Raw genomic sequence first — 23792 nt, 5'->3', positions numbered from 1 at the left:
GGATCGGCGAGGTTCAGATCAGCGAGCCGATGACGCCCGGAACCGCCTCCGCGATGTCGAGCGCCGTCACCGGGCCGCCGCCCGCGTCGGCGCTCGCCCGGCGGGCGGCCTCGCCCTGCACCCATGCGGCGGTCGCCCCGAGCTGCGTGAGCACCGTGGCATCCGATGCGAGCTCGGCGTGATGCGTGGCCGTGAGCGCGCCGAGGATGCCGCCGAGCACGTCGCCGCTGCCCGCGGTCGCGAGCCAGTGCGTCGGCGCGGTGACCGTGTAGCGCGACCCGTCGGGATCGCAGACGTGCGTGACGGCGCCCTTCAGCAGCACCGCGACGCCGAGCTCGCGGGCGGCGCGCTCCGCCCACGTCGCGGGATCGGCGGCCACCTCCTCGACCGTCGTGCGGATCTCCCGGGACGTCAGCACGCCGGCCAGCTCCCGCGCGTGCGGGGTGATCACCGTCGGCGCGGTGTGCGTGCCGACGAGGTCGAGCGCGCCCGCATCGAGCACGACGGGCACCTTGTCGGCGAGCGCGTGCTCGAGGTCGCCGATGAGCACGAACGAGCGGCGGTTCTGGTCGATGCCCGATCCGATGAGCCACGCCTGCACGCGCCCCGAGACGGTCACCGTCTCGGGTCGCCGGGCGAGCACGGCCTGCCGCAGCGCCCGCGGTCCGGTGAACCGCACCATGCCGACGCCCGTGCGATGCGCCGCCTCGACGCCGAGCACCGCCGCCCCGGGGTAGTCCTGCGAGCCGGTGACGACCCCCAGCACGCCGCGCGTGTACTTGTCGTCGCCGGTGCTCGGCGCCGAGATCCACTCGGCCGCGTCCTCGGCGGTCCACTCCTGCCACCCCGTCGTCATGCTCCAACGATAGGTTGGGGTGGATGCCTCCGACAGCCCCAGCCCCCATCAGCCTCGCCCCGCACGTCGTCGTCTTCGACTACGGCGAGGTGATCTCCCGCGAGCCGACCGAGGCCGACCGTTCCGCGCTCGTCGCCCGCGCGGGCGTCGACGCCGAGCCGTTCTGGACGGCGTACTGGGCGCATCGCGAACCCCTCGACCAGGGCACCCTGTCGATCGCCGACTACTGGGGCGCCGTGGCATCCGACCTCGGCGTCGAGTGGGACGCGGTCGACGTGCACGAGCTCTGGGCGCTCGACCACCGCGGCTGGCTCAGCGTCGACCCCGGCACGCTTCGGGTACTGCACGCCCTCGCCGACGGCGGCACGCGGATGGCGCTGCTCTCGAACGCCGGCGCCGACTTCTCGGGCTGGCTGCGCTCCGGATCGTTCGCACCGCTCTTCGAGCGCGTGTTCGTGAGCGGCGAGCTCGGGTTGGTGAAGCCGAACGCCGACATCTACGAGCACGTCATCGCCGAGCTCGGCATCACGCCGGCCGAGCTCCTCTTCGTCGACAACAAGTCCGAGAACGTCGAGGGTGCGCGCGCCGTGGGCGGCGACGGGCACGTGTTCACGGATGCCGCGGGCCTCGAGGCCTGGCTGCGGGGCCTGCAGGCATGAGCACGAACGACCAGCCCGCGCTGTTCCAGCCGATCACGCTCCGCGGCCTCACGATCCGCAACCGCGTGTGGGTGCCGCCGCTCTGCCAGTACTCGGTCACCGACCGCGACGGCGTGCCGCACGACTGGCACCTCGTGCACCTCGGGTCGATGGCCGCCGGCGGCGCGGGGCTCGTCGTCGCCGAGGCGACCGCCGTGAGCCCCGAGGGCCGCATCTCCGATTACGACACCGGGCTCTGGAACGACGAGCAGGCCGAGGCGTGGAGCCGGATCACCCGGTTCATCCGCTCGCAGGGCGCGGCCTCCGGCATCCAGCTCGCCCACGCCGGCCGCAAGGCCTCGGTATGGCCCGAGCCCCTGCGCCGCCCGGGCTCGCAGCCGATCGAGGACGGTGGCTGGCCGACCGTCTCGGCGTCGGCCGTCGCGTTCGACGGGCTGCGCGAGCCGACCGCGCTCGACGAGGCCGGCATCCAGCAGGTCATCGACGACTTCCGCAGCGCGGCACGTCGCGCGGTCGCGGCCGGCTTCGACGTGGTCGAGGTGCACGCCGCGCACGGCTACCTCGTGCACCAGTTCCTCTCCCCGCTGTCGAACCGGCGCGAGGACCGCTGGGGCGGCAGCCTCGAGAACCGCGCGCGGCTCCTCCTCGAGCTCGTCCGCGGCGTGCGCCTCGAGGTCGGCGAGCGGATGCCGCTCTTCGTGCGCTTCTCCGCGACCGACTGGACCGAGGGCGGCTGGGACGAGGAGCAGACCGCGATCGTCGCCGGCTGGGCGCAGGACGCCGGTGCGGACTTCTTCGACGTCTCGACCGGTGGCCTCGTCGCGCACGCGCGCATCCCGGTCGGCCCGGGCTACCAGGCGCACCTCGCCGAGTACGTGGGCGACCGCGCCGACGTGCCCGTCTCGGCGGTCGGACGGATCACGATGCCCGAGCAGGCCGAGCGGCTGGTCGCCGACGGCGAGGTCGACGCGGTCATGTTCGGCAAGGCGATGATGCGCGACCCGCACTTCGCACTGCGGGCCGCGTACGAGTTGGGTGCAGATCCCTCGATGTGGCCGCCGCAGTACCTCCGGGCGCGACCGGAGGTCAACGACGGCGAGTGGTGATCCCCCGGATCATCCCATCCCGGCCGCCGCGGAGCGCATCTTCATGGCCATCTCCATCATCTGCGGTGGGGCCTGGCCGATCGCGAAGATGTTGCCCTCGCTGTCGCTGAACCATGCGCTGCGCTCGTCGCCGAGCTCGGCGACGCCGTCGACCGTCTTCAGGCCGGGCATGTCGTAGTCGTGGAACATGACCCCGTGCGTGCGCAGCATGGTCATGTCGCGGTCGAGGTCGTCGGTCATGAGGTTGAGGACCGTGTTCTTGGCGGTGCCCGCGAAGTCGCTGCGGTAGACCATCACCCCGGTGCCGCCGATGTCGTAGAAGACCGCCTCGCCCTCCGGCTCCTCGTAGACCGGGTCGCGACCGAGCACGTCGTGCCACCATGCCTTCGCACGGTCGAGATCGGATGCGGCGAGCACGGCCGTGGCCATCATCTTGTCGAACATGATGTTTCCTCGGTTCCCTCGGGTCGGCGTCAGTTTACGCCGACCCGAGGCGGGCCGCGCCACCCGTTTCCGGGTGATGCGCGGCCCCCGGTTCAACCGCGTCGGGTGGCGTCCTGCACCTCGCCGACGAGCTCCTCGATGATGTCCTCGAGGAAGATCACGCCGGTCGTGGCGCCCTGCTCGTCGAACGCCCGGGCGACGTGCGTGCCGAGTCGGCGCATGGTCGCGAGGGCGTCCTCGAGGTCGGTCCCGTCGAAGATCGACACCAGGCGGCGCACGCGCTTCGCGGGGATCGGGTCGTCGAACTCGTCGTCGTCGAGGTCGATCACGTCCTTGAGGTGCACGTAGCCGTCGGGCTCGCCGTCATCGCCGAGGATCACGTAGCGCGAGAACCCGTGGCGGGCCACGGCGCGCTCGACGTCGCCGGGCGTCGCGGTCGGCGGCAGGCTGACGAGCCCCGACATCGGCACCGCCACGTCGTGCACGCGCTTGGTCGTGAACTCGAAAGCCGCGGTCAGCGTGCCGCTCGCGTCCTCGAGCATCCCCTCGCGACGTGACTGGTCGACGATGGTCTGCACCTCCTCGAGCGTGTACGTCGAGTTCGCCTCGTTCTTCGGCTCGACGCCGACGAGGCGCAGGACCCCGTTGGCCGTGGCGTTGAGGGCCACGATGATGGGGCGGAAGATCCGGGCGATGAACACGAGCGGCGGCGCGAGCAGCAGCACGGCGCGATCGGGCACCGAGAACGACAGGTTCTTCGGCACCATCTCACCGAACACCACGTGCAGGTACGAGACGAGCACGAGCGTGACGATGAACGCGATCGTGGAGACCACGCCCTCCGACCATCCCGTGAGGTGCAGCGGCACCTCGAGCAGGTGGTGGATGGCCGGCTCCGACACGTTCAGGATCAGCAGCGAGCAGATCGTGATGCCGAGCTGGCTCATGGCGAGCATGAGGGTGGCGTGCTCCATCGCCCACAGGGCGGTCTTGGCACTCCGCTTGCCCTGCTCGGCGAGCGGCTCGATCTGCGATCGGCGCGCCGAGATGACGGCGAACTCCGCGCCGACGAAGAAGGCGTTCGCGAGGAGCAGCACGAACAGCCAGACGATTCCGGCCCAGTCGCTCATCGGTCCTCCTCCCGCTCGTCGAGGCTGTCGGGTTCGGGCGGCGGCTTCGGCACGAACCGGAGCCGGTCGATGCGGCGCCCGTCGAGGCGGCGCACGATGAGCGTGCCCTCGTCGATCTCGACCTCGTCGCCGACGGCGGGCAGGTGGCCGAGCCTCGCGATGACGAAGCCGGCGACCGTCTCGTAGTCGCCGTTCTCGGGCACGCGGATGCCGGTGCGCTCGACGAGCTCGTCGGGCCGGAGGATCCCGGGGAAGCTGACCTCGTCGCCGCGGCGGACGATGCCCGCGCGGGTGCGGTCGTGCTCGTCGGCCACCTCGCCCACGAGCTCCTCGACGAGGTCCTCGAGGGTCGCGACGCCCGCGGTGCCGCCGTACTCGTCGACCACGACCGCCATCTGGAAGCCGCGGCCGCGCAGCTCGCCGAGCAGCATGCCGAGCTTCATCGTCTCGGGCACGCGCAGCGCCTCCGACTGCAGGGCCGAGCTCGGGACATCCGATCGCCGCTCACGCGGCACTGCCACGGCCTGCTTGACGTGCACGACGCCGACGATGTCGTCGAGGTTCTCGTCGTAGACGGGGAAGCGCGAGAAGCCGGTCTGCCGGGCGAGCTCGAGCACGGCCTCGGCCGGTTCCTGCCGCTGCACGGCGGCCACGCGCGGCCTGGGGGTCATGACGTCGGATGCGTCGTGGTCGGCGAAGCGCAGCGTGCGGCCCAGCAGCGTGGCGGTGTCCTGCTCGAGTAGGCCCGCGCTCGCCGATCGGCGCACGAGCGACGAGAGCTCCTCGGCCGATCGAGCGGCGGAGAGCTCCTCCTTCGGCTCGATGCCGACGGCGCGCAGCAGCGCGTTGGCGCTGCCGTTGAGGACCGCGATCGCGGGGCGGAACACCCACGTGAACGCCGTCTGGAACGGCATCACGACGACCGCGGTCTGCCGCGGCAGCGCGAGCGCGAAGTTCTTCGGCACGAGCTCGCCGAGCACCATCGAGAGGAGCGTGGCGATGATGATCGCCGTGGTCGCGCCCACGGGCCGGATCATGCCCTCGGGCAGGCCGATCGCGGTGAGCGGCCCGGCGAGGAGCGAGCTGATCGCGGGCTCCATCGTGTAACCCGTGAGCAGCGTCGTCAGGGTGATGCCGAGCTGCGCGCTCGAGAGGTGCGTCGACGTGATCTTCAACGCCGAGATGGTGAGTCCGAGTCGCGTCTCGCCCCGTGCCCGCCGGGCTTCGAGCTCCGAGCGGTCGAGGTTGACGAGCGCGAACTCGCTCGCAACGAACAAGCCCGTGCCGATCGTGAGGAGGAGTCCGATGCCGAGCAGGATCCACTCAGACATCTCCACCACCCCGTTCGGTCACGGGCGAGGGTCTATGGTCGGGCGTATTCGCAGAGGGAGGATCGTCCATTGTCCGCCCAGTATATCGGCGGCGCCCGGCTCGTTCCTGAGCCGTAACGCCCCTGACACACGCCGCCGCAGGCCCGGTGAGTTTCCGGGTGCGGCGACCGCCCTCACGGGTTTCGGTTCCCCTCCGCGCCGTGTCCAATCCGCCTCACATGAGGCGAATTGATCGTCACGCCGACCTCCGACAGCGCCCACCTCGCCATGTCGAGAACGCCTCACATGAGGCGAATGTGAAACGAGCGATCGAGGAACAGTTCCTGCGGTTCCCGGCGAGCATCGGTCGACCGCACGATCCCTCGCCGAGACGGCGTCCGATCAGTCGAGATCCGTATCGTCGCCACTGACGCGCCATTCGGCGAGCGCGGCGCGACGACGTCGACGTTCCGCGTCGCCGAAGCGATGCACGCGGTCCATCGGTCGTGGTCCGACAGGTGCGCGGCCCTCGGCCGTTCCGTACCGCTGCTCCCACAGGTCGAAGAGTTCGCCGACGGCGACGTCGAGGGTTGCGAGGAACTCGGGATTCAGTCGGTAGGAACGGGAGCGGGGATCATCTGCACCGACCGACGACCAGACGGCGCCGTGCTCACGGAGGGTCCGGAGGTGGTACGAAACGGCGGTCCGGCTCGTCCCGAACTCCATCGACGCGATGTCGCTCAGCGTGCCCGCATCGTGGTCGCCCACGGCGAGGACCTCGAGGATCCGGCGCCGCACCGGGTTGGCGACGAGCTCGAACGGATGCACCACGCCGCCAAGGTAGCGTTGCCATCGAGGGCGGCGAGCAGGTTGTCCCCAGCCCAGGCGGCAGCTACCAGCTGACCGGCAGCGCCTTGCCCTCCTCGTAGCCGGCGGCCGACTGCACGCCCACGAGCGCCCGCTCGCGGAACTCCTCGATCGAGCGCGCGCCCGCATACGTGAACGAGCTGCGCACGCCCGAGGTGATCATGTCGAGCAGGTCCTCGAGCGACGGGCGGAGAGGGTCGAGGTAGATCGACGACGACGAGATGCCCTCGGCGAAGAGCTCCTTGCGCGCGAGCTCGTAGGGCGAGAGCCGGTCGAACCGCTCGCGCACCGCCTTCGTCGAGGCCATGCCCCAGCTCTCCTTGAAGAGCCGGCCCGAGGAGTCGCGCCGCAGCGTGCCGGGCGCCTCGATCGTGCCCGCGAACCACGAGCCGATCATGACGGATGCCGCGCCGGCGGCGAGCGCGAGCGCAACGTCGCGCGGGTACCTGACGCCGCCGTCGGCCCACACCTTCGCGCCGAGCTCGCGCGCCGCCTCGGCGGTCTCGAGCACCGCGGAGAACTGGGGCCGACCCACCGCCGTCATCATGCGCGTCGTGCACATCGCACCCGGGCCGACGCCGACCTTCAGCACGTCGGCACCCGCGGCGACGAGGTCGCCCACGGCGTCGGCCGTGACGATGTTGCCCGCGACGATGGGCACGCCGAGGTCGAGCTCCTTCACGATCCCGACCGCGCGGATCATGCCCTCCTGGTGGCCGTGCGCGGTGTCGATGACGAGCATGTCGACGCCGGCGCCCACGAGCGCCTTGGCCTTCGAGGCCACGTCGCCGTTGATGCCGACCGCCGCCGCCACCCGGAGGCGGCCCGAGGCATCCACGTTCGGCTCGTACAGGGTGCTGCGCAGGGCGCTGCGCCGGCTCAGCGTGCCGACCACGCGGCCGTGCTCCATGACCGGGGCGAAGTCGAGGTCGGCGTCGACCATGAGGTCGAACGCCCGGCGCGGGGAGTCCACGTCGTCGGCGTCGATCGACGCGAGGCCGCCGTGCACGAGGTCGCCGAGTCGCGCGTCCGAGAGCGCGGTCGCGAGGCGCTCGGCGGTGATGGTGCCGACGTACGCGCCGCGCGAGTCGTGCAGCACGATCCCGTGGCCCGGCACGGGCGGCAGCACGGCGAGCGCGTCGGAGACCGTGTCGTCGGGCGAGAAGTCGTGGGGCGTGTCGAACCGGGGCGACTGCGCCTTCACCCACCGGATCGCCTCGTCGAGCTCCTGCAGGTGCAGGTCCTGCGGCAGCACGCCGATCCCGCCGCGCCGCGCCAGCGTGGCCGCCAGCCGTGGCCCCGTGATCGAGTTCATGTTCGCCGAGACGATGGGCACGGATGCCCCGGAGCCGTCGTCGGGCGCGAGCGACACGTCGAGGCGGCTCGTCACGCCCGACCGACTCGGCACGAGGAAGACGTCGGAGTACGTGAGGTCGTGGCGCGGGGTCGTCCGGTAGAACTCCATGCGCCCCACGCTACCGTCGCGCAAGGGGCACCCGACCCTCCGCGAGGGGTTTAGGCTTGTGTGGGTGATCGGGCACGGGTGCGTGCGCGCACGTGCCGATCGCCGGCAGAGGAATCCAGCATCAACGGAGAGAGTGGGCGAGAGGCTGTGTCGAGCCAATTGACCGGGTCGGGGTCCGAGGAGAAGACCGCGGGCGAGTACGGAGCCAACGAATGGCTCGTCGACGAGATGTACGAGAAGTACGTCGCCGATCCCGACTCCGTCGACCGCACGTGGTGGCCGGTCCTCGAGCACTACCGCCAGGTGCGCGCCGGCGGCGACGGCGCCGCCACACAGGAGGCGCCGACCACCGAGGCCGCTCCCGCCGAGGCATCCGCGCCCGCCCAGCCCGCCCCTCCGGCCGCTGATGCGGCCCAGCCCGCGCCGTCTGCTCCTGCCGCACCGGCGGCACCCGCCGCGCCCGAGGCTCCGGTCTCCGAGGCTGCGCCGCCCGCGGCATCCGCCGCCGTCGAACCCGCGCCGGCCACGGCGCCCTCGCCCGTCATCGGGCAGGCCCCCGAGGCCCGCACCACGTCGGTCGCCCCGCGCACCGCGCCCGTGCCGGCCGACGTGCCCATCACGAGCCCGCAGCCGGTCGTCGCCGACATGGTCCTCGAAGACGAGGTCGTCGTGCTGAAGGGCCTCCCCAAGACCCTCGCGGCCAACATGGACCAGAGCCTCACCGTGCCGACCGCGACGAGCGTGCGCACCGTGCCGGCGAAGCTCATGATCGACAACCGCATCGTGATCAACAACCACCTCCGCCGCACCCGCGGTGGCAAGGTCTCGTTCACGCACCTCATCGGGTGGGCGCTCATCCAGGCGCTCAAGGAGTTCCCGAGCCAGAACGTGTACTACACCGAGGCCGACGGCAAGCCGGCGATGGTGAAGCCCGCGCACATCGGCCTCGGCATCGCGATCGACATCCCGAAGCCCGACGGCACCCGCGCCCTCCTCGTGCCCGCGATCAAGCGCGCCGAGACGATGACCTTCAACGAGTTCCTCACCGCCTACGAGGACCTGGTCACGCGCGCCCGCACCAACAAGCTCACGGCCGACGACTTCAAGGGCGCCACGATCTCACTCACCAACCCGGGCGGCATCGGCACCGTGCACTCGGTTCCGCGGCTCATGAAGGGCCAGGGCTGCATCATCGGCGCCGGTGCCCTCGAGTACCCGGCGGAGTTCCAGGGCTCCTCGGAGAAGACGCTCGCGAACCTCGCGATCGGCAAGACGATCACCCTCACGTCGACCTACGACCACCGCGTCATCCAGGGCGCCGGCTCGGGCGAGTTCCTCAAGAAGGTGCACGAGCTGCTCATCGGCCAGCGCGACTTCTACGAGAACCTCTTCGCCGCGCTGCGCCTCCCCTACGAGCCCATCCGCTGGGCGCCCGACATCTCGGTCGACATCGCGAGCGCGATCGACAAGACCGCACGCGTGCAGGAGCTCATCAACTCGTTCCGCGTGCGCGGCCACATGATGGCCGACATCGACCCGCTCGAGTACGTGCAGCGCTCGCACCCCGACCTCGACATCGCGAGCCACGGCCTCACCTTCTGGGACCTCGACCGCGAGTTCGTCACGGGCGGCTTCGGCGACAAGCGCACGGCACTGCTGCGCGACATCCTCGGCGTGCTGCGCGACTCGTACTGCCGCACCATCGGCATCGAGTACATGCACATCCAGGACCCGGTGCAGCGCAAGTGGATCCAGGGCGAGGTCGAGCGCAAGTACGAGAAGCCGTCGCACGACGAGCAGATGCGCATCCTCGGCAAGCTCAACGAGGCCGAGGCGTTCGAGACCTTCCTGCAGACGAAGTACGTCGGCCAGAAGCGGTTCAGCCTCGAGGGCGGCGAGTCCGTCATCGCGCTGCTCGACGAGATCCTCCAGGGCGCGGCCAAGGAGGGCATGGACGAGGTCGCCATCGGCATGGCGCACCGCGGCCGGCTCAACGTGCTCACGAACATCGCGGGCAAGACCTACGGCCAGGTGTTCCGCGAGTTCGAGGGCACCCAGGACACGCGGGCCTTCTCGGGCTCCGGCGACGTGAAGTACCACCTCGGCACCGAGGGCACCTTCACCGCCGACGACGGCAACCAGGTTCCCGTGTCGCTCGCCGCGAACCCCTCGCACCTCGAGGCCGTCGACGGCGTGCTCGAGGGCATCGTCCGCGCCAAGCAGGACCGAAAGCCCATCGGCACGTTCTCGACCCTGCCGATCCTCATCCACGGCGACGCGGCCATGGCCGGCCAGGGCATCGTGGTCGAGACCATGCAGATGTCGCAGCTCCGCGGCTACCGCACGGGCGGCACGATCCACGTCAACATCAACAACCAGGTCGGCTTCACGACCGTTCCCGGCGACGCACGGTCGTCGATCTACTCGACGGATGTCGCGAAGACGATCCAGGCCCCGATCTTCCACGTGAACGGCGACGACCCCGAGGCCGTCGTCCGGGTCGCGGAGCTCGCCTTCCGCTACCGCCAGGAGTTCAAGCGCGACGTGGTCGTCGACCTCGTCTGCTACCGCCGCCGCGGTCACAACGAGGGCGACGACCCGTCGATGACGCAGCCGCTCATGTACAACCTCATCGAGGCGAAGCGCTCGGTGCGCAAGCTGTACACCGAGGCCCTCGTCGGCCGCGGTGACATCACCGAGGAGGAGTACGAGGAGGCGCACCGCGACTTCCAGGACCGCATGGAGCGCGCCTTCGCCGAGACGCACGCCGCGCAGACCGGGGCGATCCCGATCGTCGGCGCGACCGAGTCGACCCGCGAGCCCGAGCCCGCCTCGGGCGAGCTCGAGACCACGGGCGTCTCGCTCGAGGTCGTGCACGCGATCGGCGACGCCTTCGAGAACAAGCCGGCCGGCTTCACGGTGCACCCGAAGATCCAGCAGCTGCTCACCAAGCGGCTCGACATGAGCCGAAACGGCAAGATCGACTGGGGCTTCGGCGAGCTGCTCGCCCTCGGATCGCTCCTGCTCGAGGGCACGCCCGTGCGCCTCGCGGGCCAGGACGCCCGCCGCGGCACGTTCGTGCAGCGGCACGCGGTGCTCCACGACCGCACCAACGGCCAGGAGTGGCTGCCCCTGCAGAACCTCTCGGAGAACCAGGCCAAGTTCTGGATCTACGACTCGCTCCTCAGCGAGTACGCCGCCATGGGCTTCGAGTACGGCTACTCGGTCGAGCGGGCCGACGCGCTCGTCATGTGGGAGGCGCAGTTCGGCGACTTCGCCAACGGCGCGCAGGTCATCATCGACGAGTTCATCTCGTCGGCCGAGCAGAAGTGGGGCCAGCGCTCGAGCGTCGTGCTGCTGCTCCCTCACGGCTACGAGGGCCAGGGCCCCGACCATTCGAGTGCCCGTATCGAGCGCTACCTGCAGCTCTGCGCCGAGGACAACATGACGGTCGCCCGGCCGTCGACGCCGGCGTCGTACTTCCACCTGCTGCGCCGCCAGGCGTACGCGCGGCCCCGCCGTCCGCTGGTGGTGTTCACCCCGAAGGCGATGCTGCGCCTGCGCGGCGCCACGAGCGAGGTGTCCGACTTCACGAGCGGCCGGTTCGAGCCGGTCATCGACGACGCCCGGATCACCGACAAGGCCGCCGTCAAGCGCGTCGTGTTCCTCTCGGGCAAGTTCTACTACGACCTGATCGCCGAGCTCGAGCGCAATCCCAACCCCGAGGTCGCGGTCGTGCGCCTCGAGCAGTTCTACCCGCTCCCGGGCCGTGAGCTGAAGGCCATCGCGGACTCGTACCCGAACGCCGAGCTCATGTGGGCCCAGGAGGAGCCCGAGAACCAGGGCGCCTGGCCGTTCTTCATCATCGAGACGAACAAGCTCGGCCCGCGTCCGGTCTCGGTCGTCGCACGTCCCGCGGCCGCGTCGCCGGCGACGGGTTCGGCCAAGCGCCACGCGGCCCAGCAGGCCGAGCTCGTGCGCCGGGCGCTCGAGCTGTAGCCGGCACGTCCGACGACGAAGAGCGGATGCCTCGCAGCATCCGCTCTTCGCGTCTCCGGGCGCAGCCCGGGCCGATCAGGCGCGGTGCACGGGCTCGCGGTGCTCGGCGGGCTCGCCGGCCTCGGGCTCGACTGCGACCGGCGCGTCGTCGCGCGACGGCTCGGCGCCGCCCGACCGGGACAGCCGCGACGGCCACCAGATCGCACGCCCGAGGTCGTACGAGAGCGCCGGGACGAGCAGCGACCGCACGAGGAACGTGTCGAGCAGCACGCCGAACGCGACGATGAACGAGATCTGCGCGAGGAACAGGATCGGCAGCACCCCGAGCGCCGCGAAGGTCGCGGCGAGCACCAGGCCGGCGGACGTGATGACGCCGCCGGTCACGACCAGCCCGCGCAGCACGCCCTCGCGCGTGCCGTGGCGCACGCTCTCCTCGCGGACGCGGGTCATGAGGAAGATGTTGTAGTCCACGCCGAGCGCGACGAGGAAGACGAAGCCGAACAGCGGCACGACGGGATCGGCGCCCGGGAACCCCAAGATGCCGTCGAAGACGAGGGCCGAGACGCCGAGGGCCGCGGCGAACGAGAGCACCACGGTGCCGATGAGCAGCAACGGCGCGACGATCGCGCGCAGCAGCAGCATGAGGATCACGAGGATCACCGCGAGCACGAGCGGGATGATGAGGTTCCGGTCCCGGATCGACGCCTCCTTCGTGTCGAGGGCGACGGCCGTCGTGCCGCCGACGAGCACAGGATCGCCGCTCGAGACGTCGGCGAGCTCGGCGCGCAGGGTGGCGACGACCTGCTCGGCCGCGTCGGAGTCGCTCGGTGCGGCGAGCGTGGCGTCGAGCTGCACGCGTCCGTCGACGACGGTGGGGTCGCCTGCGGACGTGCCGGGAGGTCCGAGCGGCTGGATGCCGTCGCCGGTCACGGGGAGGGAGCCGCTCGGCGAGTCGGCCGACACGACCGCGACGGACTCGACGCCGTCGGTGGCGAGCAGCACGTCGGCGACGGCCTGGAGGTCCTCCTCGGGCGCGAACACCACCGCGGGAGTGCCGGATCCGCCCGGGAAGTGATCGCTCAGCAGGGCCTGGCCGTCGCGGGCCTGCGACTCGCCGAGCACGAACTCGCTCGACGGCACGCCGTCCGCCTTCAACTGGGTCATCCCGATCGCCATGACGGCCAGGAGCAGCGTCGAGGCGATCCACGTGACACGGGGCCGGCGGGCGATGAGGCGCGCGACCTTCGACCACAACCCGCGACGCGCGACCACGTCGTCGGACTCGACGTGCGCGCCGAACCGCGGCCGCACCGGCCAGAACGCCGCACGTCCGGCCCACAGCATGAGCGCGGGCAGCAGCGTGAGCGAGGCGAGCAGGGCGAACACGATGCCGATGGCCGAGACGGGGCCGAGGATCTTGTTGCTCGTCAGCTCCGAGACGAGCAGCATGAGCAGGCCCGCGATGACCGTGCCGCCCGACGCGAGGATGGGCTCCCACGACCCGCGCAGCGCCGCCCACGTGGCATCCCACTTGCGCTCGTGCACGTGCAGCGCCTCGCGGTAGCGGGCGATGTAGAGCAGCGAGTAGTCGGTGGCCGCGCCGATCACGAGGATGAACAGGATGCCCTGCGTCTGCCCGTTCAGCACGAGCACGTCGGCGCGGGCGAGCGCGACGACCGTGAGCACGGCGCCGCACAGCGCGGTCAGGCTCGTCCCGAGCACGATGACCGGCAGGAGCGGCGACCGGTAGACGATCACGAGGATCACGAAGACCGCGGCGAACGCCACGATCAGCAGCAGCCCGTCGATGCCCGCGAACGCCGCGACGAGGTCGGTGGTGAATCCGGCGGGTCCGGTGACCGCACCCTGCAGTCCGTCGCCCGTGGTCTCCGCGACGCGGTCGCGCAGCTCGCCGACCACGACGTCGGTCTCGGCCGCGGCGTCGACCTGCACGAACACCTCGACGGCCTCGCCGTCGTCCGAGGCGACCGGCGGGGAGACGCCGTCGTCGACGACGCCCTCGACGTCCTGGAACGCGGCCGCGTCGGCCTCGATCGCCAGCTCGTCGGCCGCCGTGATGCCGCCGTCGCGCTCGTACACGACGATCGCCGGGATCACGTCTTCCGAACGGAACTCCGACTGGAGGTCCAGCGCGCGCGTGGACTCGGCGTCGGCCGGCAGGAACTGCGCCTGCTCGTTCTCGACGAGGTCGCTGAGCGCCCCGAACGAGGCCCCGCCGGCGCCGAACGCGCCGAACCAGACCAGGATGAGGACGGTGGGGATGAGGGCCCGCAGCCAGGTGGGCACACGGGACGGCGTCGATTCGGGACGCGAGCGGTTCGAGGGTTCCATCCCGACCGACGTTACGGCCGCCGGCGGCTCACTCGCTTCCACCGAAAGACGGAACCGTGCGACGGGTCGCGACGACGAGTCGCGCGCCGAAGCCGCGGCTCCGGCGGGGTCGGGCGGTCAGTCGACGAGGACGCCGTGCTCCGACTGGATGTCGCGGATGCGCGCGAGCACGACGGTGCGCAGCTGCTCGGGAGCGCTCTCCTTGCAGGCGCGCTGCACGACCTCGGTGATCGCGATGCCGACGCGGTACTCGCCCCGGCAGTCGGCGCAATTCTCCATGTGCTCGCGGATGTCCGCGGCGTCCTCACGGCACAGCTCGTGGTGCAGGTACTCCTCGAGCTCGGCCCGAGCCTTCTCACAGCCGCAGTCGGTCATCTCGCGCTCCTGGGCATGCTCTGCCTCCTGGTGGTGGGTTGCGCCGTGGCGCCCGCGAAGCCCTGCTCGCTGGCGTAGTCGGCGAGGGACTCGCGCAGCATCCGCCGGCCACGGTGCAGGCGGCTCATCACGGTCCCGATGGGGGTGTTCATCATGTCGGCGATCTCCTGGTAGGAGAAGCCCTCGACGTCGGCGAAGTACACGGCGAGCCGGAAGTCCTCGGGCAGCGCCTGCAGCGCGTCCTTCACGGCGCTGTCGGGCAGGTGGTCGATCGCCTCGGCCTCGGCCGAGCGACTCGACCGCGCGGTCGTGGACTCGGCGCCGCCGAGCTGCCAGTCCTCGAGGTCGTCGATCGTGCCCTGGTAGGGCTCGCGCTGCTTCTTGCGGTAGCTGTTGATGAAGGTGTTCGTGAGGATGCGGTACAGCCACGCCTTGAGGTTGGTGCCCTGCTTGAACTGCCCGAACGCGGCGAACGCCTTCACGAACGTCTCCTGCACCAGGTCCTGCGCGTCGGCGGGATTCTTGGTCATGCGGAGGGCAGCGGCGTACAGCTGGTCGAGGAACGGCAGCGCCTGCTCCTCGAAGAGCTCACCGAGGCTGCGCTCCTCGTCAGGGGTTGCCGCGTCGTCCGGCGTGGTCTCGATCTCGTCGCCAGTCATCACCGGCCATACTAGATCGTCTCTCTCGACGACCGCCGGGCGCTCGAGCATCGCCACCGCCACGCGCACCAACTCCTTCTGCTGTCTCGGACGCTACTGTTGATAACCGATGCAGATTTCGAGGTATTCCGCACCCGAGTTCGACCCCTACGGCGACAACCGCCAGCAGGAGCCCGACGCGGGATGGCTCGCGCCGACCGCGACGGCCCAGCTCGAGTCGGTCGTGGCCATCCCGGGCTCGAAGTCGCTCACGAACCGCGAACTCGTGCTCGCCGCCCTCGCCGACGGGCCGTCCACGCTGCACGCGCCGCTCTGGTCGCGCGACAGCGAGCTCATGGTCGAGGGCCTGCGTGCGCTGGGCACGCGATTCGAGCGGATGCCGGGCACCGGCGGATTCGGCGACGACCTCCGCGTCCTCCCGGCCGACGAACTCCTCGGCTCCACCACGATCGACTGCGGCCTGGCCGGCACGGTCATGCGCTTCCTCCCGCCGGTCGCGGCGCTCGCGCTCGGCCCCACGACGTTCGACGGCGACGAGGGCGCCCGGCGCCGCCCGATGGGCGGCTCGATCCAGGGCCTGCAGGCGCTCGGCGTCGACCTCGACGACGACGGCCGCGGCGCGCTCCCCTTCACGGTCCACGGCACCGGACGGGTCGAGGGCGGCGAGCTCGCCATCGACGCCTCCGCCTCGAGCCAGTTCGTGTCGGGCCTGCTCCTCTCGGCGGCGCGCTTCGAGCGCGGCCTCGACCTCCGCCACACGAGCGAGCGGCTGCCCAGCCTGCCGCACATCGAGATGACCATCGAGACGCTCCGCACCCGCGGCGTCGAGGTGGCGACTCCCGAGCCGGGTCGCTGGGTCGTCGAGCCCGGTCGCATCGCCGCCGTCGACGTGGCGATCGAGCCCGACCTCTCGAACGCCGCACCCTTCCTCGTGGCTGCGCTCGTCGCAGGCGGCCACGTCACGATCACCGGCTGGCCCGCGCAGACCACGCAGGTCGGGGCGCAGCTGGCCGATCTCCTCCCCCGGTTCGGCGCCCGCGTGGCCCTCGACGACGACCGGCTCACCGTGCACGCGCCCGACCGGGCCGCCGACGGCGGTCGCGGCATCCGCGCCGTCGACCTCGACCTCTCGGAGGCGGGCGAGCTCGTGCCGAACCTCGTCGCGCTGGCCGCGTTCGCCGACGGCCCCTCGACGTTCACGGGGATCGGCCACATCCGCCACCACGAGACCGACCGGCTCGCCGCCCTCGCGGCCGAGCTCAACGGCCTCGGCGGCCGGGTCACCGAGCTCGACGACGGGCTGCGCATCGAGCCCGTCGAGCTCTCGGGCGGGCCGTGGCGCGCCTACGCGGATCACCGGATGGCCACCACCGGCGCGATCATCGGCCTCGCCGTGCCCGGCGTCGTCGTCGATGACATCGGCTCCACGTCGAAGACCCTGCCGCAGTTCACCAAGCTCTGGGAGCAGATGCTGGCATGAGCTGGTGGGACGCGGACGACGACGAGGACGAGCCCGAGTACGACGAGTCCGACGTGCGCGTGCGTCCCAACCGCCGCGGCAGCCGGCCGCGCACGAAGGTGCGCCCCGAGCACGCCGACGCCGTCTCCGGAACCGTGCTCGGCGTCGACCGGGGCCGATACGCGGTCCTCGTCGACGAGGGCGAGCCCGACGAGCGCGACATCACGGCCGCTCGCGCGAGCGAACTGCGCCGCAAGTCGGTCGTCACGGGCGACCACGTCGACCTGGTCGGCGACACCACCGGCGAGCCGGGCACCCTGGCCCGCATCGTGCGGGTCGGCGAGCGCTCCACCCTGCTCCGGCGCAGCGCCGACGACACCGACGAGGTCGAGCGCATCATCGTCGCGAACGCCGACCAGATGCTCATCGTCGTCGCCGCGGCGAATCCCGAGCCGCGCATCCGGCTCGTCGACAGATACCTCGTCGCGGCCTACGACGCCGGCATCCAGCCGATCCTCTGCATCACGAAGACCGACCTCGCCGACCCCGCCGAGTTCCTCGAGAACTTCGCCGGCCTCGACCTCCCCGTGTTCCGCTCGAGCAGCGAGCACATGCCGCTCGACGAGATCACCCGCGCGCTCATCGGCCACCGCACCGTGTTCGTCGGGCACTCGGGCGTCGGCAAGTCGACCCTCGTGAACGCCCTCACCGGCGCCGAACGCGCGATCGGCCGCGTCAACGAGGTGACCGGCCGCGGGCGGCACACGTCGTCGTCCACGGTGTCGCTCCGCATCGAGGGCGACGGCGGCACCGGCTGGGTCATCGACACCCCCGGCGTCCGCTCCTTCGGGCTCGGGCACGTCGACCCCGCGAACATCCTCGGCGCGTTCACCGACCTCGCCCGCATCGCCGAGGACTGCCCCCGCGGCTGCACCCACCTGCCCGACTCCCCCGACTGCGCCATCATCGAGGCGGTCGAGGCCGGGCAGCTCGGCGAGACCGGGCGAGCACGCCTCGACTCGCTCCAGCGCCTGCTCGCGACGTTCGCCTGAGCAGCGGATGCCGCGCGCCCGCCGCGTCCGAGGGCACCCGTCGCACGTCGCACTCAGGCTCGCTGCCTAGCATGGACGGATGACCGAAGCACGTCTCGCCCCCGGCGACCTCGCTCCCGATTTCACGCTCCACGACCAGGACGACAACCCGGTGACCCTCTCCTCGCTGCGCGGCTCGCGCGTGGTGCTGTACTTCTACCCCGAGGCGATGACCCCCGGCTGCACCACCGAGGCGTGCGACTTCCGCGACAACCTCAACTCGTTCGCCTCCGCCGGCGTGCGGGTGCTCGGCGTCTCGAAGGACGACGTCGTGAAGCTCAAGACGTTCGCCGAGCGCGACCGCCTGAACTACACCCTGCTCTCCGACCAGGACCTCGGCGTGCAGCAGCGCTACGGCGTGTGGGGCGAGAAGTCGCTCTACGGCAAGATCGTCGTCGGCAGCATCCGCTCGACCTTCGTCGTCGGCGCCGACGGGCGCCTCGAGAAGGCCTGGTACAACGTCAAGGCGACGGGCCACGTGGCGCGCGTGCGCCGCGAGCTCGGCCTGTAGCACCGCCCGGGTCCCGCTCGTTCCTCCTCGGCGCCCGGTGCCCGACCTCAGTCGGCGCCGGGCGCCGACTCGTGCTCGGTGCGCGTGTAGGCGAGCCGCACCGGCGTCCAGAGCAGGAGTCCCGCCACGACGACCGCCGGCACGAGCAGCAGCCAGCCGATGTCGGGACGGGCGAACAGCCCCTGGAACGCCCCGACCGCGATCGACACCTGCAGGATCTGCCAGACGATCGCGCCCGCCCGCGTCCACGGCGCACGGCGCAGTGACCCGACCGCGACCGCCGAGACCCAGACGGCGGCGATCAGCACGAGCACGATGAGCGCGATGGCCGTGGCGTACGACGACGGCTGCAGCGCGAGCAGGTCGACGACGAGCCAGATCACCACGGCGATGAGCGCCAGCGCCTCCAGCACGAGGATCGCAGAGACGACCACCAGGGCGGCCTTCACCCCGGTCGAAGCGGATGCCGCGGGCGGCATGTCTCCCACGGGACGGTCCTCATTCACAGCGTTATCCCAAGCACGACTATTGATTCGATCTCTCCGCTATGCGACCATTTATGAGGCCGAGTTGATGCTCACAGGGACGTGAGCCGATCAGTCATGATCCTACTTCCCGAGATTCGGCCTTTCCCCCTGCAGCACAGCCCGACCCGGGCTTCGCGCAATCGTGCGCGTCTGCGAACGAAGCAACACACAAGGAGCATCTCCATGGATTGGCGCGACAAAGCCGCCTGCCTCACCGCTGACCCGGAACTCTTCTTCCCGGTCGGCAACACTGGTCCCGCCGTCGACCAGATCGAGAAGGCGAAGGCTGTCTGCGCCCGGTGCACCGTCACCGAGATCTGCCTCCAGTACGCCCTCGAGACCGGTCAGGACTCGGGCGTGTGGGGCGGCCTCAGCGAGGACGAGCGACGCGCCCTGAAGCGTCGCGCGGCTCGCGCGCGTCGGGCGGGCTGATCGCCGGCGGGCGTCATCGCCCGCGCGGCATCCGCCGCACCAGCCCTACTCCGCCGTGATCCACCGCAGCGGCACCTCGATCGTCACCTCGGTGCCGCGACCGACGACCGTGTGCCAGTCGATCGTGCCGCCGAGTTCGCCCTGGATCAGGGTGCGCACGATCTGCGTGCCGAGGCCCTCGCCGACCTTGCCCTCGGGCAGGCCCGACCCGGTGTCGCGGACCTGGACGGTGAGCATGGTCGGCGAGCGGTCCGCAGTGATCTCGACGTCGCCCTCCTGACCGGCGAGGCCGTGCTCGACCGCGTTCGTCACGAGCTCGGTGAGCGCGAGGGCGAGCGGCGTCGCGTACTCGCTCGGCAGTACGCCGAACGAGCCCGAGCGCTTCGGGTGCGCCGTCGTGTTGTGGGCCGAGGCGACCTCGGCGACGAGGAGCAGCGCCCGGTCGAACACCTGGTCGAAGTCGACATTCTGCGTGAGGCCCTCGGAGAGGGTGTCGTGCACGACCGCGATCGCGCCGACACGACGCATCGCCTGCGTGAGGGCGTCGCGCGCCTCGTCGGAGTGGGTGCGACGCGCCTGGATGCGCAGGAGTGACGCGACCGTCTGCAGGTTGTTCTTGACGCGGTGGTGGATCTCGCGGATCGTCGCGTCCTTCGTGATGAGCTCCTGCTCCTGGTGGCGGAGCTCGGTGACGTCGCGGCTGAGGACGATGGCGCCGATCCGCTCGCCGCGACGCCGGATCGGGATCGCCCGGAGCGACACGGTGACCCCGCGCGACTCGACGTCGGTGCGCCACGGGGCCCGTCCGGTCACGACGAGCGGCAGCGACTCGTCGACCACGAGCTTGCCGCTGAGCAGCCGAGTGGTGACCTCGGCGAGCGACTGCCCCTCGAGCTCGTCGTCGAAGCCCATGCGGTTGAACGCCGAGAGGGCGTTCGGACTGGCGAAGGTGGTGGTGCCGTCGACGTCGAGGCGGATGAGGCCGTCCGACGCGCGCGGCGCGCCGCGACGCGGTCCCGTGGGCGCGCCGAGGTCGGGGAAGTCGCCCGACGCGATCATCTGGAAGAGCTCCTCGGCGCACTCGTTGAACGTGAGCTCCTGCCGGCTCGGCGTGCGGGTCGCGCCGAGGTTGGTGTGCCGGGTGATGACGGCGACGGGCTCGGGGGCGAGCTCGGTGCCCGTCGCCGAGAGGCGGCGCATCACGGGCACGGCGCGGACGCGCGTGGGCATCTCCTCGTACCAGTCGGGCGCGGACGAGTCGGCGATGGCCGCGGTCCCGAAGGCGAGCGTCACCAGGTCGCGCCACTGCGACTTGATCGGCTGGCCGACGAAGTCCCGGTAGAACAGCGTCGCCGCGCTCGACGGCCGCGCGTGCGCGACCGCCACGAAGTCGTCGTCGCCCGACGGCACCCACAGCACGATGTCGGCGAAGGCGAGATCGGCGAGCAGCTGCAGGTCGCCGACGAGCATGTGCAGCCAGTCGACGTCTGCCTGACTGCTGCGGCCCTGGGCGAGGACGAGTTCACTGAGGGTCGACACAGACCCAGCGTAGTGCGTGGCCCCTGTGCGTCCTGCCGGGTGACGGCGCTCAGCCGGCGACGGCGCGACGGGCCGGAGCGAACCCGAATCCGCGGCGCTTCGCGGGTTCGGGGACCGGCACGATGCGGTCGAGCGCGTACTCGCGCAGCGCAGTGCGCAGCGGGCTGCGCGGCGCCGCGTCGCGCAGGGTGCGTGCGGTGAGGATCGCGGCATCCGTCGCCCGGCCGTCGTGCGGCAGCAGCGTTGCGTCGGCGATGCCCGCGAACCGGCGCAGCGTCTGGCGCACCTGCGCGTGCGCATCGATGCCGAGGGCGCCCGAGCGCACGCGGTTGACGATCACGTCGATGCGGTCGGGCTCGACGACCTCGACGAGGTCGCCGTGGCCGCGCAGGAGGCGGGACAGGCCGACCGGGTCGGCGAGTCCCACGGCGGCGACCCGGTCGGCGGCGCCGAGTGCGGCGAACGTGGCCGCATTGCGCCGTGGCGCGAACTGGTCGCTCGTGAGCTCCTCGTCGCGCTCGAGGCTGAACCCCGTGTCGACGACGACGAACTCGGATCGTGCGGCGATGGCCTGCAGCGCGGCGGTCACCCGGTCGTGCGCCAGCTCGGGCCAGCGGCTCGGACCGACGAGCCCGGTGAACACGTCGAACGAGCCGCGGGGCGCGGAGTAGCGCTGGGCGATGCGCTCGAGCTCCGTGCGGTCGAGCGCGTCGCCGCCCGCGAGCCGACAGGCGGAGGCGAATCCGGGCGCCTCGTCGAGCAGGCCGAGCGACGGCGCCACGGCGCCGCCATAGGGATCGGCGTCGACGAGCGCCACCGAGTGGCCGGCGGCGGCGATCTCGGCGGCGAGGTTGACGGCGATCGTGGTGCGGCCGGGTGCACCCGCCGGGCCCCACACGGCGACCACCTCTCCGGCGCGACGCTGGGCGCGGCGGGCGTCGCCGAGCCGCGAGGGCAGGGGCACGCCGCCGCTCACGAGCTCCTCGATCTCGCGCCAGTCGGCGGCGCGATCGAGGACCTCGTGCAGTCCCACCTGGGCGGCGTGGGCGCGTTCCGCATCGGTCGCGGCCAGGGCGACGAGGCGGATGCCGCGTTCGTCGCACGCCGCGAGCAGGTCGGCGCTCAGGCTCACGCGCGCGGCGCCGACCAGCACGACCTCGGGGGCGAGCACGTCGAGGCTCTCCACGAGGTCGCGCCAGCCCACGAGCCGGGCGACGACGGTGTGGCCGTGCTCGATGACGTCGGCGAGCAGGCGATCCTCCGTCGCCGGGTCGAGGGCCAGCGCGAGCCGTGCCATCAGCGGCCGCTCGGCCGGGCGGGCACGAGGTCGATGGCGTCGCCCGCGGCGAGCGCCTCGAGCAGGGCGGCGACCTTCTCACGCGGCACGAGGAGCTCCACGGCCGGACCGCCCGTCTCGACCATGCCCTCGGGCTCCTGGATCGCCGCGATCTCGGCGGCCGCGACGAGCACGGCGGGCGGCTCGTACTCGCCGCGCTCGACGAGCCGTGCCGACCAGACGTCGACCGTGGAGCCGGCGCCGAGCCCGCCCGGGAGCGAGCTGCGGTTCGGCACGACCACGGTGGCGAGCCCCGTGCGGTCGGCGTCGTCGACCGCGGTCGTGGGCACCAGCTCCCCCGACTCGATCGTCCTGACCACGACGAGGCCGTCGTCGGGCACGTCGCCCGGAGCGAGGTACGCCTCGGCGAGGTGCCCGAGCCGGACCGACTCGACTGCGAGGTCGTCGACCGTGATGCGCGTGCCGGGCACGGTGGTGTCGCGTACCGCGTACACGTCGATCGAGTCGTCGAGCCCGTTCACGAGCGCCCACACGCCCGTGGTCGACGCGGCGACGAGCACCACGCCGATGACGAGGCGCGGGTCGAGCCGGAGCGCGCCGCGCTCCGAGCGTTCCGGTCGACGGGGCATCGTGATCCTTCCGGTCGGGGCGCTCTCGCGCCGGAATTCATGGTGGCGTGAATCCGAGAGGACGCCGCGAAGTTATCCACACCGGCGTCCGCCCGAGGGCGTCGGGTCGATACTTGATGCATGACCGCTCCAGGTTCGGGCGACCAGATCGGCCGGTTCCTCACCGTCGCCGACGCGGCGGAGATCCTCGCCGTCGACGTCGCGGCCGTCGACGAGCTGATCCGCTCCGGCGAGCTCCCGGCCATCCGCGTGGGCAGCTCGGGTCCGTGGCGCATCGAGCGCACGCAGCTCGAGGTGTGGATCGAGGAGCAGTACGAGCTCACGCGCCGGCACTCCGCGTGGCAGCAGGGCGAGTTCGCGAACATCGTCGAGCTCTCGGGTGCCCGCACCGCGCGGCTCCGCCCGGTCGACTAGGTCGCCGAGTCGAACGCGACGAGCACGATCCGGGCGATCGGCACGATGCGGATGCCGCGGATGTCGCGGTCCCGTCGTGCGGTCCCCTGCTCGTGCAGGGCGAGGTCGAGGTGATCGCGCGCGACGCGATCGATCGTCCCGTGCACGCGACCCTCGTGCGTCGTGACATGCACGGGCGTGCGGCGGCGGCACAGGTCGCGCAGCACGAACGGCAGACCGATGCGCTCGGACAGGCGACCCGACCCCTCGGCGCCGGCCTCGAGGCTCGAGAGGACCTGCGCGCGCGACGGGAGCACGGCGGCGATCGCGCCCAGCGGGACCAGGCACTGGCCGGGTCCCCGACCTGACTCCACGACCGTCGCGCTCATCCAGTCGCGCCCGAACGCGAGCGGCCGGAGCTCGAGCTCCGCGCCGCCGTGCAGCTCGACGCGGATCGCGACCGGACCACCGTCGTCGACGCGCGCCAATGCGGTCAGGCGGTCGCGCAGCGTCAGCCGCGCGAGCCGCAGGCGCTCCTCCTCGAGCGCCAGCGCCCGCTCCTCGTCGCGCTGCTCCTGGTCGAGCTGGGACTCGAGGTCGTCGAACAGGAGGTCCCAGCGCATGCAGGAACGTTACCCCCGGCGATCGATCCGGCCCGCGGTTGTCCACAGTCGGGGAATTTCCTTGACACG

22 protein-coding genes are annotated in these 23792 nt (G+C 71.6%); 8 read left to right on the top strand and 14 right to left on the bottom strand.

What is annotated here, in order from left to right:
- Window positions 1-13: 13 nt before the first annotated feature.
- On the bottom strand, window positions 14-856 hold the full coding sequence (locus ACFVN5_RS17525) for an NAD(P)H-hydrate dehydratase (protein ID WP_376956723.1): 843 nt from the start codon (window positions 854-856) through the stop codon (window positions 14-16).
- A gap of 23 nt (window positions 857-879) precedes the next feature.
- Between ACFVN5_RS17525 and ACFVN5_RS17520 the strand changes: the two genes are divergently transcribed.
- Together ACFVN5_RS17520 and ACFVN5_RS17515 are read left to right on the top strand one after the other, a co-directional pair.
- A complete protein-coding gene (locus ACFVN5_RS17520; protein WP_376956721.1) occupies window positions 880-1515 on the top strand; it encodes an HAD family hydrolase in 636 nt (211 codons plus the stop codon).
- Window positions 1512-2621, top strand: coding sequence for an NADH:flavin oxidoreductase/NADH oxidase (locus ACFVN5_RS17515; RefSeq protein WP_376956719.1), 1110 nt, complete (start codon window positions 1512-1514; stop codon window positions 2619-2621). The genes ACFVN5_RS17520 and ACFVN5_RS17515 overlap by 4 nt, the downstream gene beginning before the upstream one ends.
- 9 nt (window positions 2622-2630) lie before the next feature.
- Here ACFVN5_RS17515 and ACFVN5_RS17510 read toward each other — a convergent pair whose 3' ends face one another.
- The 5 genes from ACFVN5_RS17510 to ACFVN5_RS17490 all read right to left on the bottom strand — a co-directional run bounded on the left by ACFVN5_RS17510 (window position 2631) and on the right by ACFVN5_RS17490 (window position 7837).
- The gene (locus ACFVN5_RS17510; RefSeq protein ID WP_376956718.1) at window positions 2631-3065 is read right to left on the bottom strand and encodes a VOC family protein; all 435 of its coding nucleotides are present in this window, start codon (window positions 3063-3065) and stop codon (window positions 2631-2633) included.
- 92 nt (window positions 3066-3157) lie between these two features.
- The gene (locus ACFVN5_RS17505; RefSeq protein WP_376956716.1) at window positions 3158-4195 is read right to left on the bottom strand and encodes a hemolysin family protein; all 1038 of its coding nucleotides are present in this window, start codon (window positions 4193-4195) and stop codon (window positions 3158-3160) included.
- Window positions 4192-5526: a hemolysin family protein gene (locus ACFVN5_RS17500; protein WP_376956714.1), complete on the bottom strand. Its 1335-nt coding sequence runs from the start codon at window positions 5524-5526 to the stop codon at window positions 4192-4194. The genes ACFVN5_RS17505 and ACFVN5_RS17500 overlap by 4 nt, the downstream gene beginning before the upstream one ends.
- A 381-nt stretch (window positions 5527-5907) precedes the next feature.
- Window positions 5908-6336, bottom strand: a complete 429-nt coding sequence (locus tag ACFVN5_RS17495) for an ArsR/SmtB family transcription factor (protein ID WP_376956713.1) — start codon at window positions 6334-6336, stop codon at window positions 5908-5910.
- 61 nt (window positions 6337-6397) lie between these two features.
- Window positions 6398-7837, bottom strand: coding sequence for a GuaB1 family IMP dehydrogenase-related protein (locus ACFVN5_RS17490; RefSeq protein WP_376956711.1), 1440 nt, complete (start codon window positions 7835-7837; stop codon window positions 6398-6400).
- 147 nt (window positions 7838-7984) lie between these two features.
- Between ACFVN5_RS17490 and ACFVN5_RS17485 the strand changes: the two genes are divergently transcribed.
- Entirely contained in the window at window positions 7985-11836 is a 3852-nt protein-coding gene (locus ACFVN5_RS17485; protein WP_376956709.1) for a multifunctional oxoglutarate decarboxylase/oxoglutarate dehydrogenase thiamine pyrophosphate-binding subunit/dihydrolipoyllysine-residue succinyltransferase subunit, read from the top strand.
- 75 nt (window positions 11837-11911) lie between these two features.
- On the opposite strand, the gene ACFVN5_RS17480 is transcribed toward ACFVN5_RS17485, so the two are convergent.
- From ACFVN5_RS17480 to ACFVN5_RS17470, 3 genes are all read right to left on the bottom strand, one after another.
- Window positions 11912-14188, bottom strand: a complete 2277-nt coding sequence (locus ACFVN5_RS17480; RefSeq protein ID WP_376956707.1) for an MMPL family transporter — start codon at window positions 14186-14188, stop codon at window positions 11912-11914.
- A gap of 117 nt (window positions 14189-14305) precedes the next feature.
- A complete protein-coding gene (locus ACFVN5_RS17475; protein ID WP_376956705.1) occupies window positions 14306-14563 on the bottom strand; it encodes a zf-HC2 domain-containing protein in 258 nt (85 codons plus the stop codon).
- The gene (locus ACFVN5_RS17470; protein ID WP_376956703.1) at window positions 14560-15222 is read right to left on the bottom strand and encodes a sigma-70 family RNA polymerase sigma factor; all 663 of its coding nucleotides are present in this window, start codon (window positions 15220-15222) and stop codon (window positions 14560-14562) included. Before ACFVN5_RS17470 ends, ACFVN5_RS17475 begins: the two co-directional genes overlap by 4 nt.
- A 109-nt stretch (window positions 15223-15331) precedes the next feature.
- Between ACFVN5_RS17470 and aroA the strand changes: the two genes are divergently transcribed.
- The 3 genes from aroA (at window position 15332) to bcp (ending at window position 18283) form a co-directional block, all read left to right on the top strand.
- Entirely contained in the window at window positions 15332-16702 is a 1371-nt protein-coding gene (gene aroA, locus ACFVN5_RS17465; protein ID WP_376956701.1) for a 3-phosphoshikimate 1-carboxyvinyltransferase, read from the top strand.
- Window positions 16699-17733, top strand: coding sequence for a ribosome small subunit-dependent GTPase A (rsgA, locus tag ACFVN5_RS17460; RefSeq protein WP_376956699.1), 1035 nt, complete (start codon window positions 16699-16701; stop codon window positions 17731-17733). Before aroA ends, rsgA begins: the two co-directional genes overlap by 4 nt.
- Window positions 17734-17812: 79 nt before the next feature.
- Window positions 17813-18283 (top strand): thioredoxin-dependent thiol peroxidase, encoded by a 471-nt coding sequence (gene bcp / locus ACFVN5_RS17455; RefSeq protein ID WP_376956697.1) that lies wholly within the window; start codon window positions 17813-17815, stop codon window positions 18281-18283.
- A 47-nt stretch (window positions 18284-18330) separates the two neighbouring features.
- Here bcp and ACFVN5_RS17450 read toward each other — a convergent pair whose 3' ends face one another.
- Window positions 18331-18762 (bottom strand): hypothetical protein, encoded by a 432-nt coding sequence (locus ACFVN5_RS17450; protein ID WP_376956839.1) that lies wholly within the window; start codon window positions 18760-18762, stop codon window positions 18331-18333.
- Window positions 18763-18993: 231 nt separating this feature from the next.
- Between ACFVN5_RS17450 and ACFVN5_RS17445 the strand changes: the two genes are divergently transcribed.
- The gene (locus ACFVN5_RS17445; protein WP_055859573.1) at window positions 18994-19242 is read left to right on the top strand and encodes a WhiB family transcriptional regulator; all 249 of its coding nucleotides are present in this window, start codon (window positions 18994-18996) and stop codon (window positions 19240-19242) included.
- A gap of 45 nt (window positions 19243-19287) precedes the next feature.
- Here the strand turns inward: ACFVN5_RS17445 and ACFVN5_RS17440 are convergent, their stop codons facing one another.
- Genes ACFVN5_RS17440 through ACFVN5_RS17430 form a run of 3 tightly spaced genes read right to left on the bottom strand, consistent with a single transcriptional unit; the run spans window position 19288 to window position 22707 of the window.
- Window positions 19288-20781 (bottom strand): sensor histidine kinase, encoded by a 1494-nt coding sequence (locus ACFVN5_RS17440; protein WP_376956695.1) that lies wholly within the window; start codon window positions 20779-20781, stop codon window positions 19288-19290.
- A gap of 49 nt (window positions 20782-20830) precedes the next feature.
- Window positions 20831-22078, bottom strand: coding sequence for a CpaE family protein (locus ACFVN5_RS17435; protein WP_376956693.1), 1248 nt, complete (start codon window positions 22076-22078; stop codon window positions 20831-20833).
- Window positions 22078-22707 (bottom strand): hypothetical protein, encoded by a 630-nt coding sequence (locus ACFVN5_RS17430; protein ID WP_376956691.1) that lies wholly within the window; start codon window positions 22705-22707, stop codon window positions 22078-22080. The genes ACFVN5_RS17435 and ACFVN5_RS17430 overlap by 1 nt, the downstream gene beginning before the upstream one ends.
- Window positions 22708-22827: 120 nt before the next feature.
- Here ACFVN5_RS17430 and ACFVN5_RS17425 point away from each other — a divergent pair, with 120 nt between their 5' ends.
- On the top strand, window positions 22828-23121 hold the full coding sequence (locus ACFVN5_RS17425; protein WP_148731936.1) for a helix-turn-helix domain-containing protein: 294 nt from the start codon (window positions 22828-22830) through the stop codon (window positions 23119-23121).
- On the opposite strand, the gene ACFVN5_RS17420 is transcribed toward ACFVN5_RS17425, so the two are convergent.
- Entirely contained in the window at window positions 23118-23723 is a 606-nt protein-coding gene (locus ACFVN5_RS17420) for a hypothetical protein (protein WP_376956689.1), read from the bottom strand. The two genes, ACFVN5_RS17425 and ACFVN5_RS17420, sit on opposite strands and share 4 nt — an antisense overlap.
- Window positions 23724-23792 lie beyond the last annotated feature (69 nt).

Source organism: Agromyces sp. NPDC057865, assembly GCF_042796995.1.
GTDB lineage: Bacteria > Actinomycetota > Actinomycetes > Actinomycetales > Microbacteriaceae > Agromyces.
This window is presented reverse-complemented; position numbering and strand designations above follow the sequence as displayed.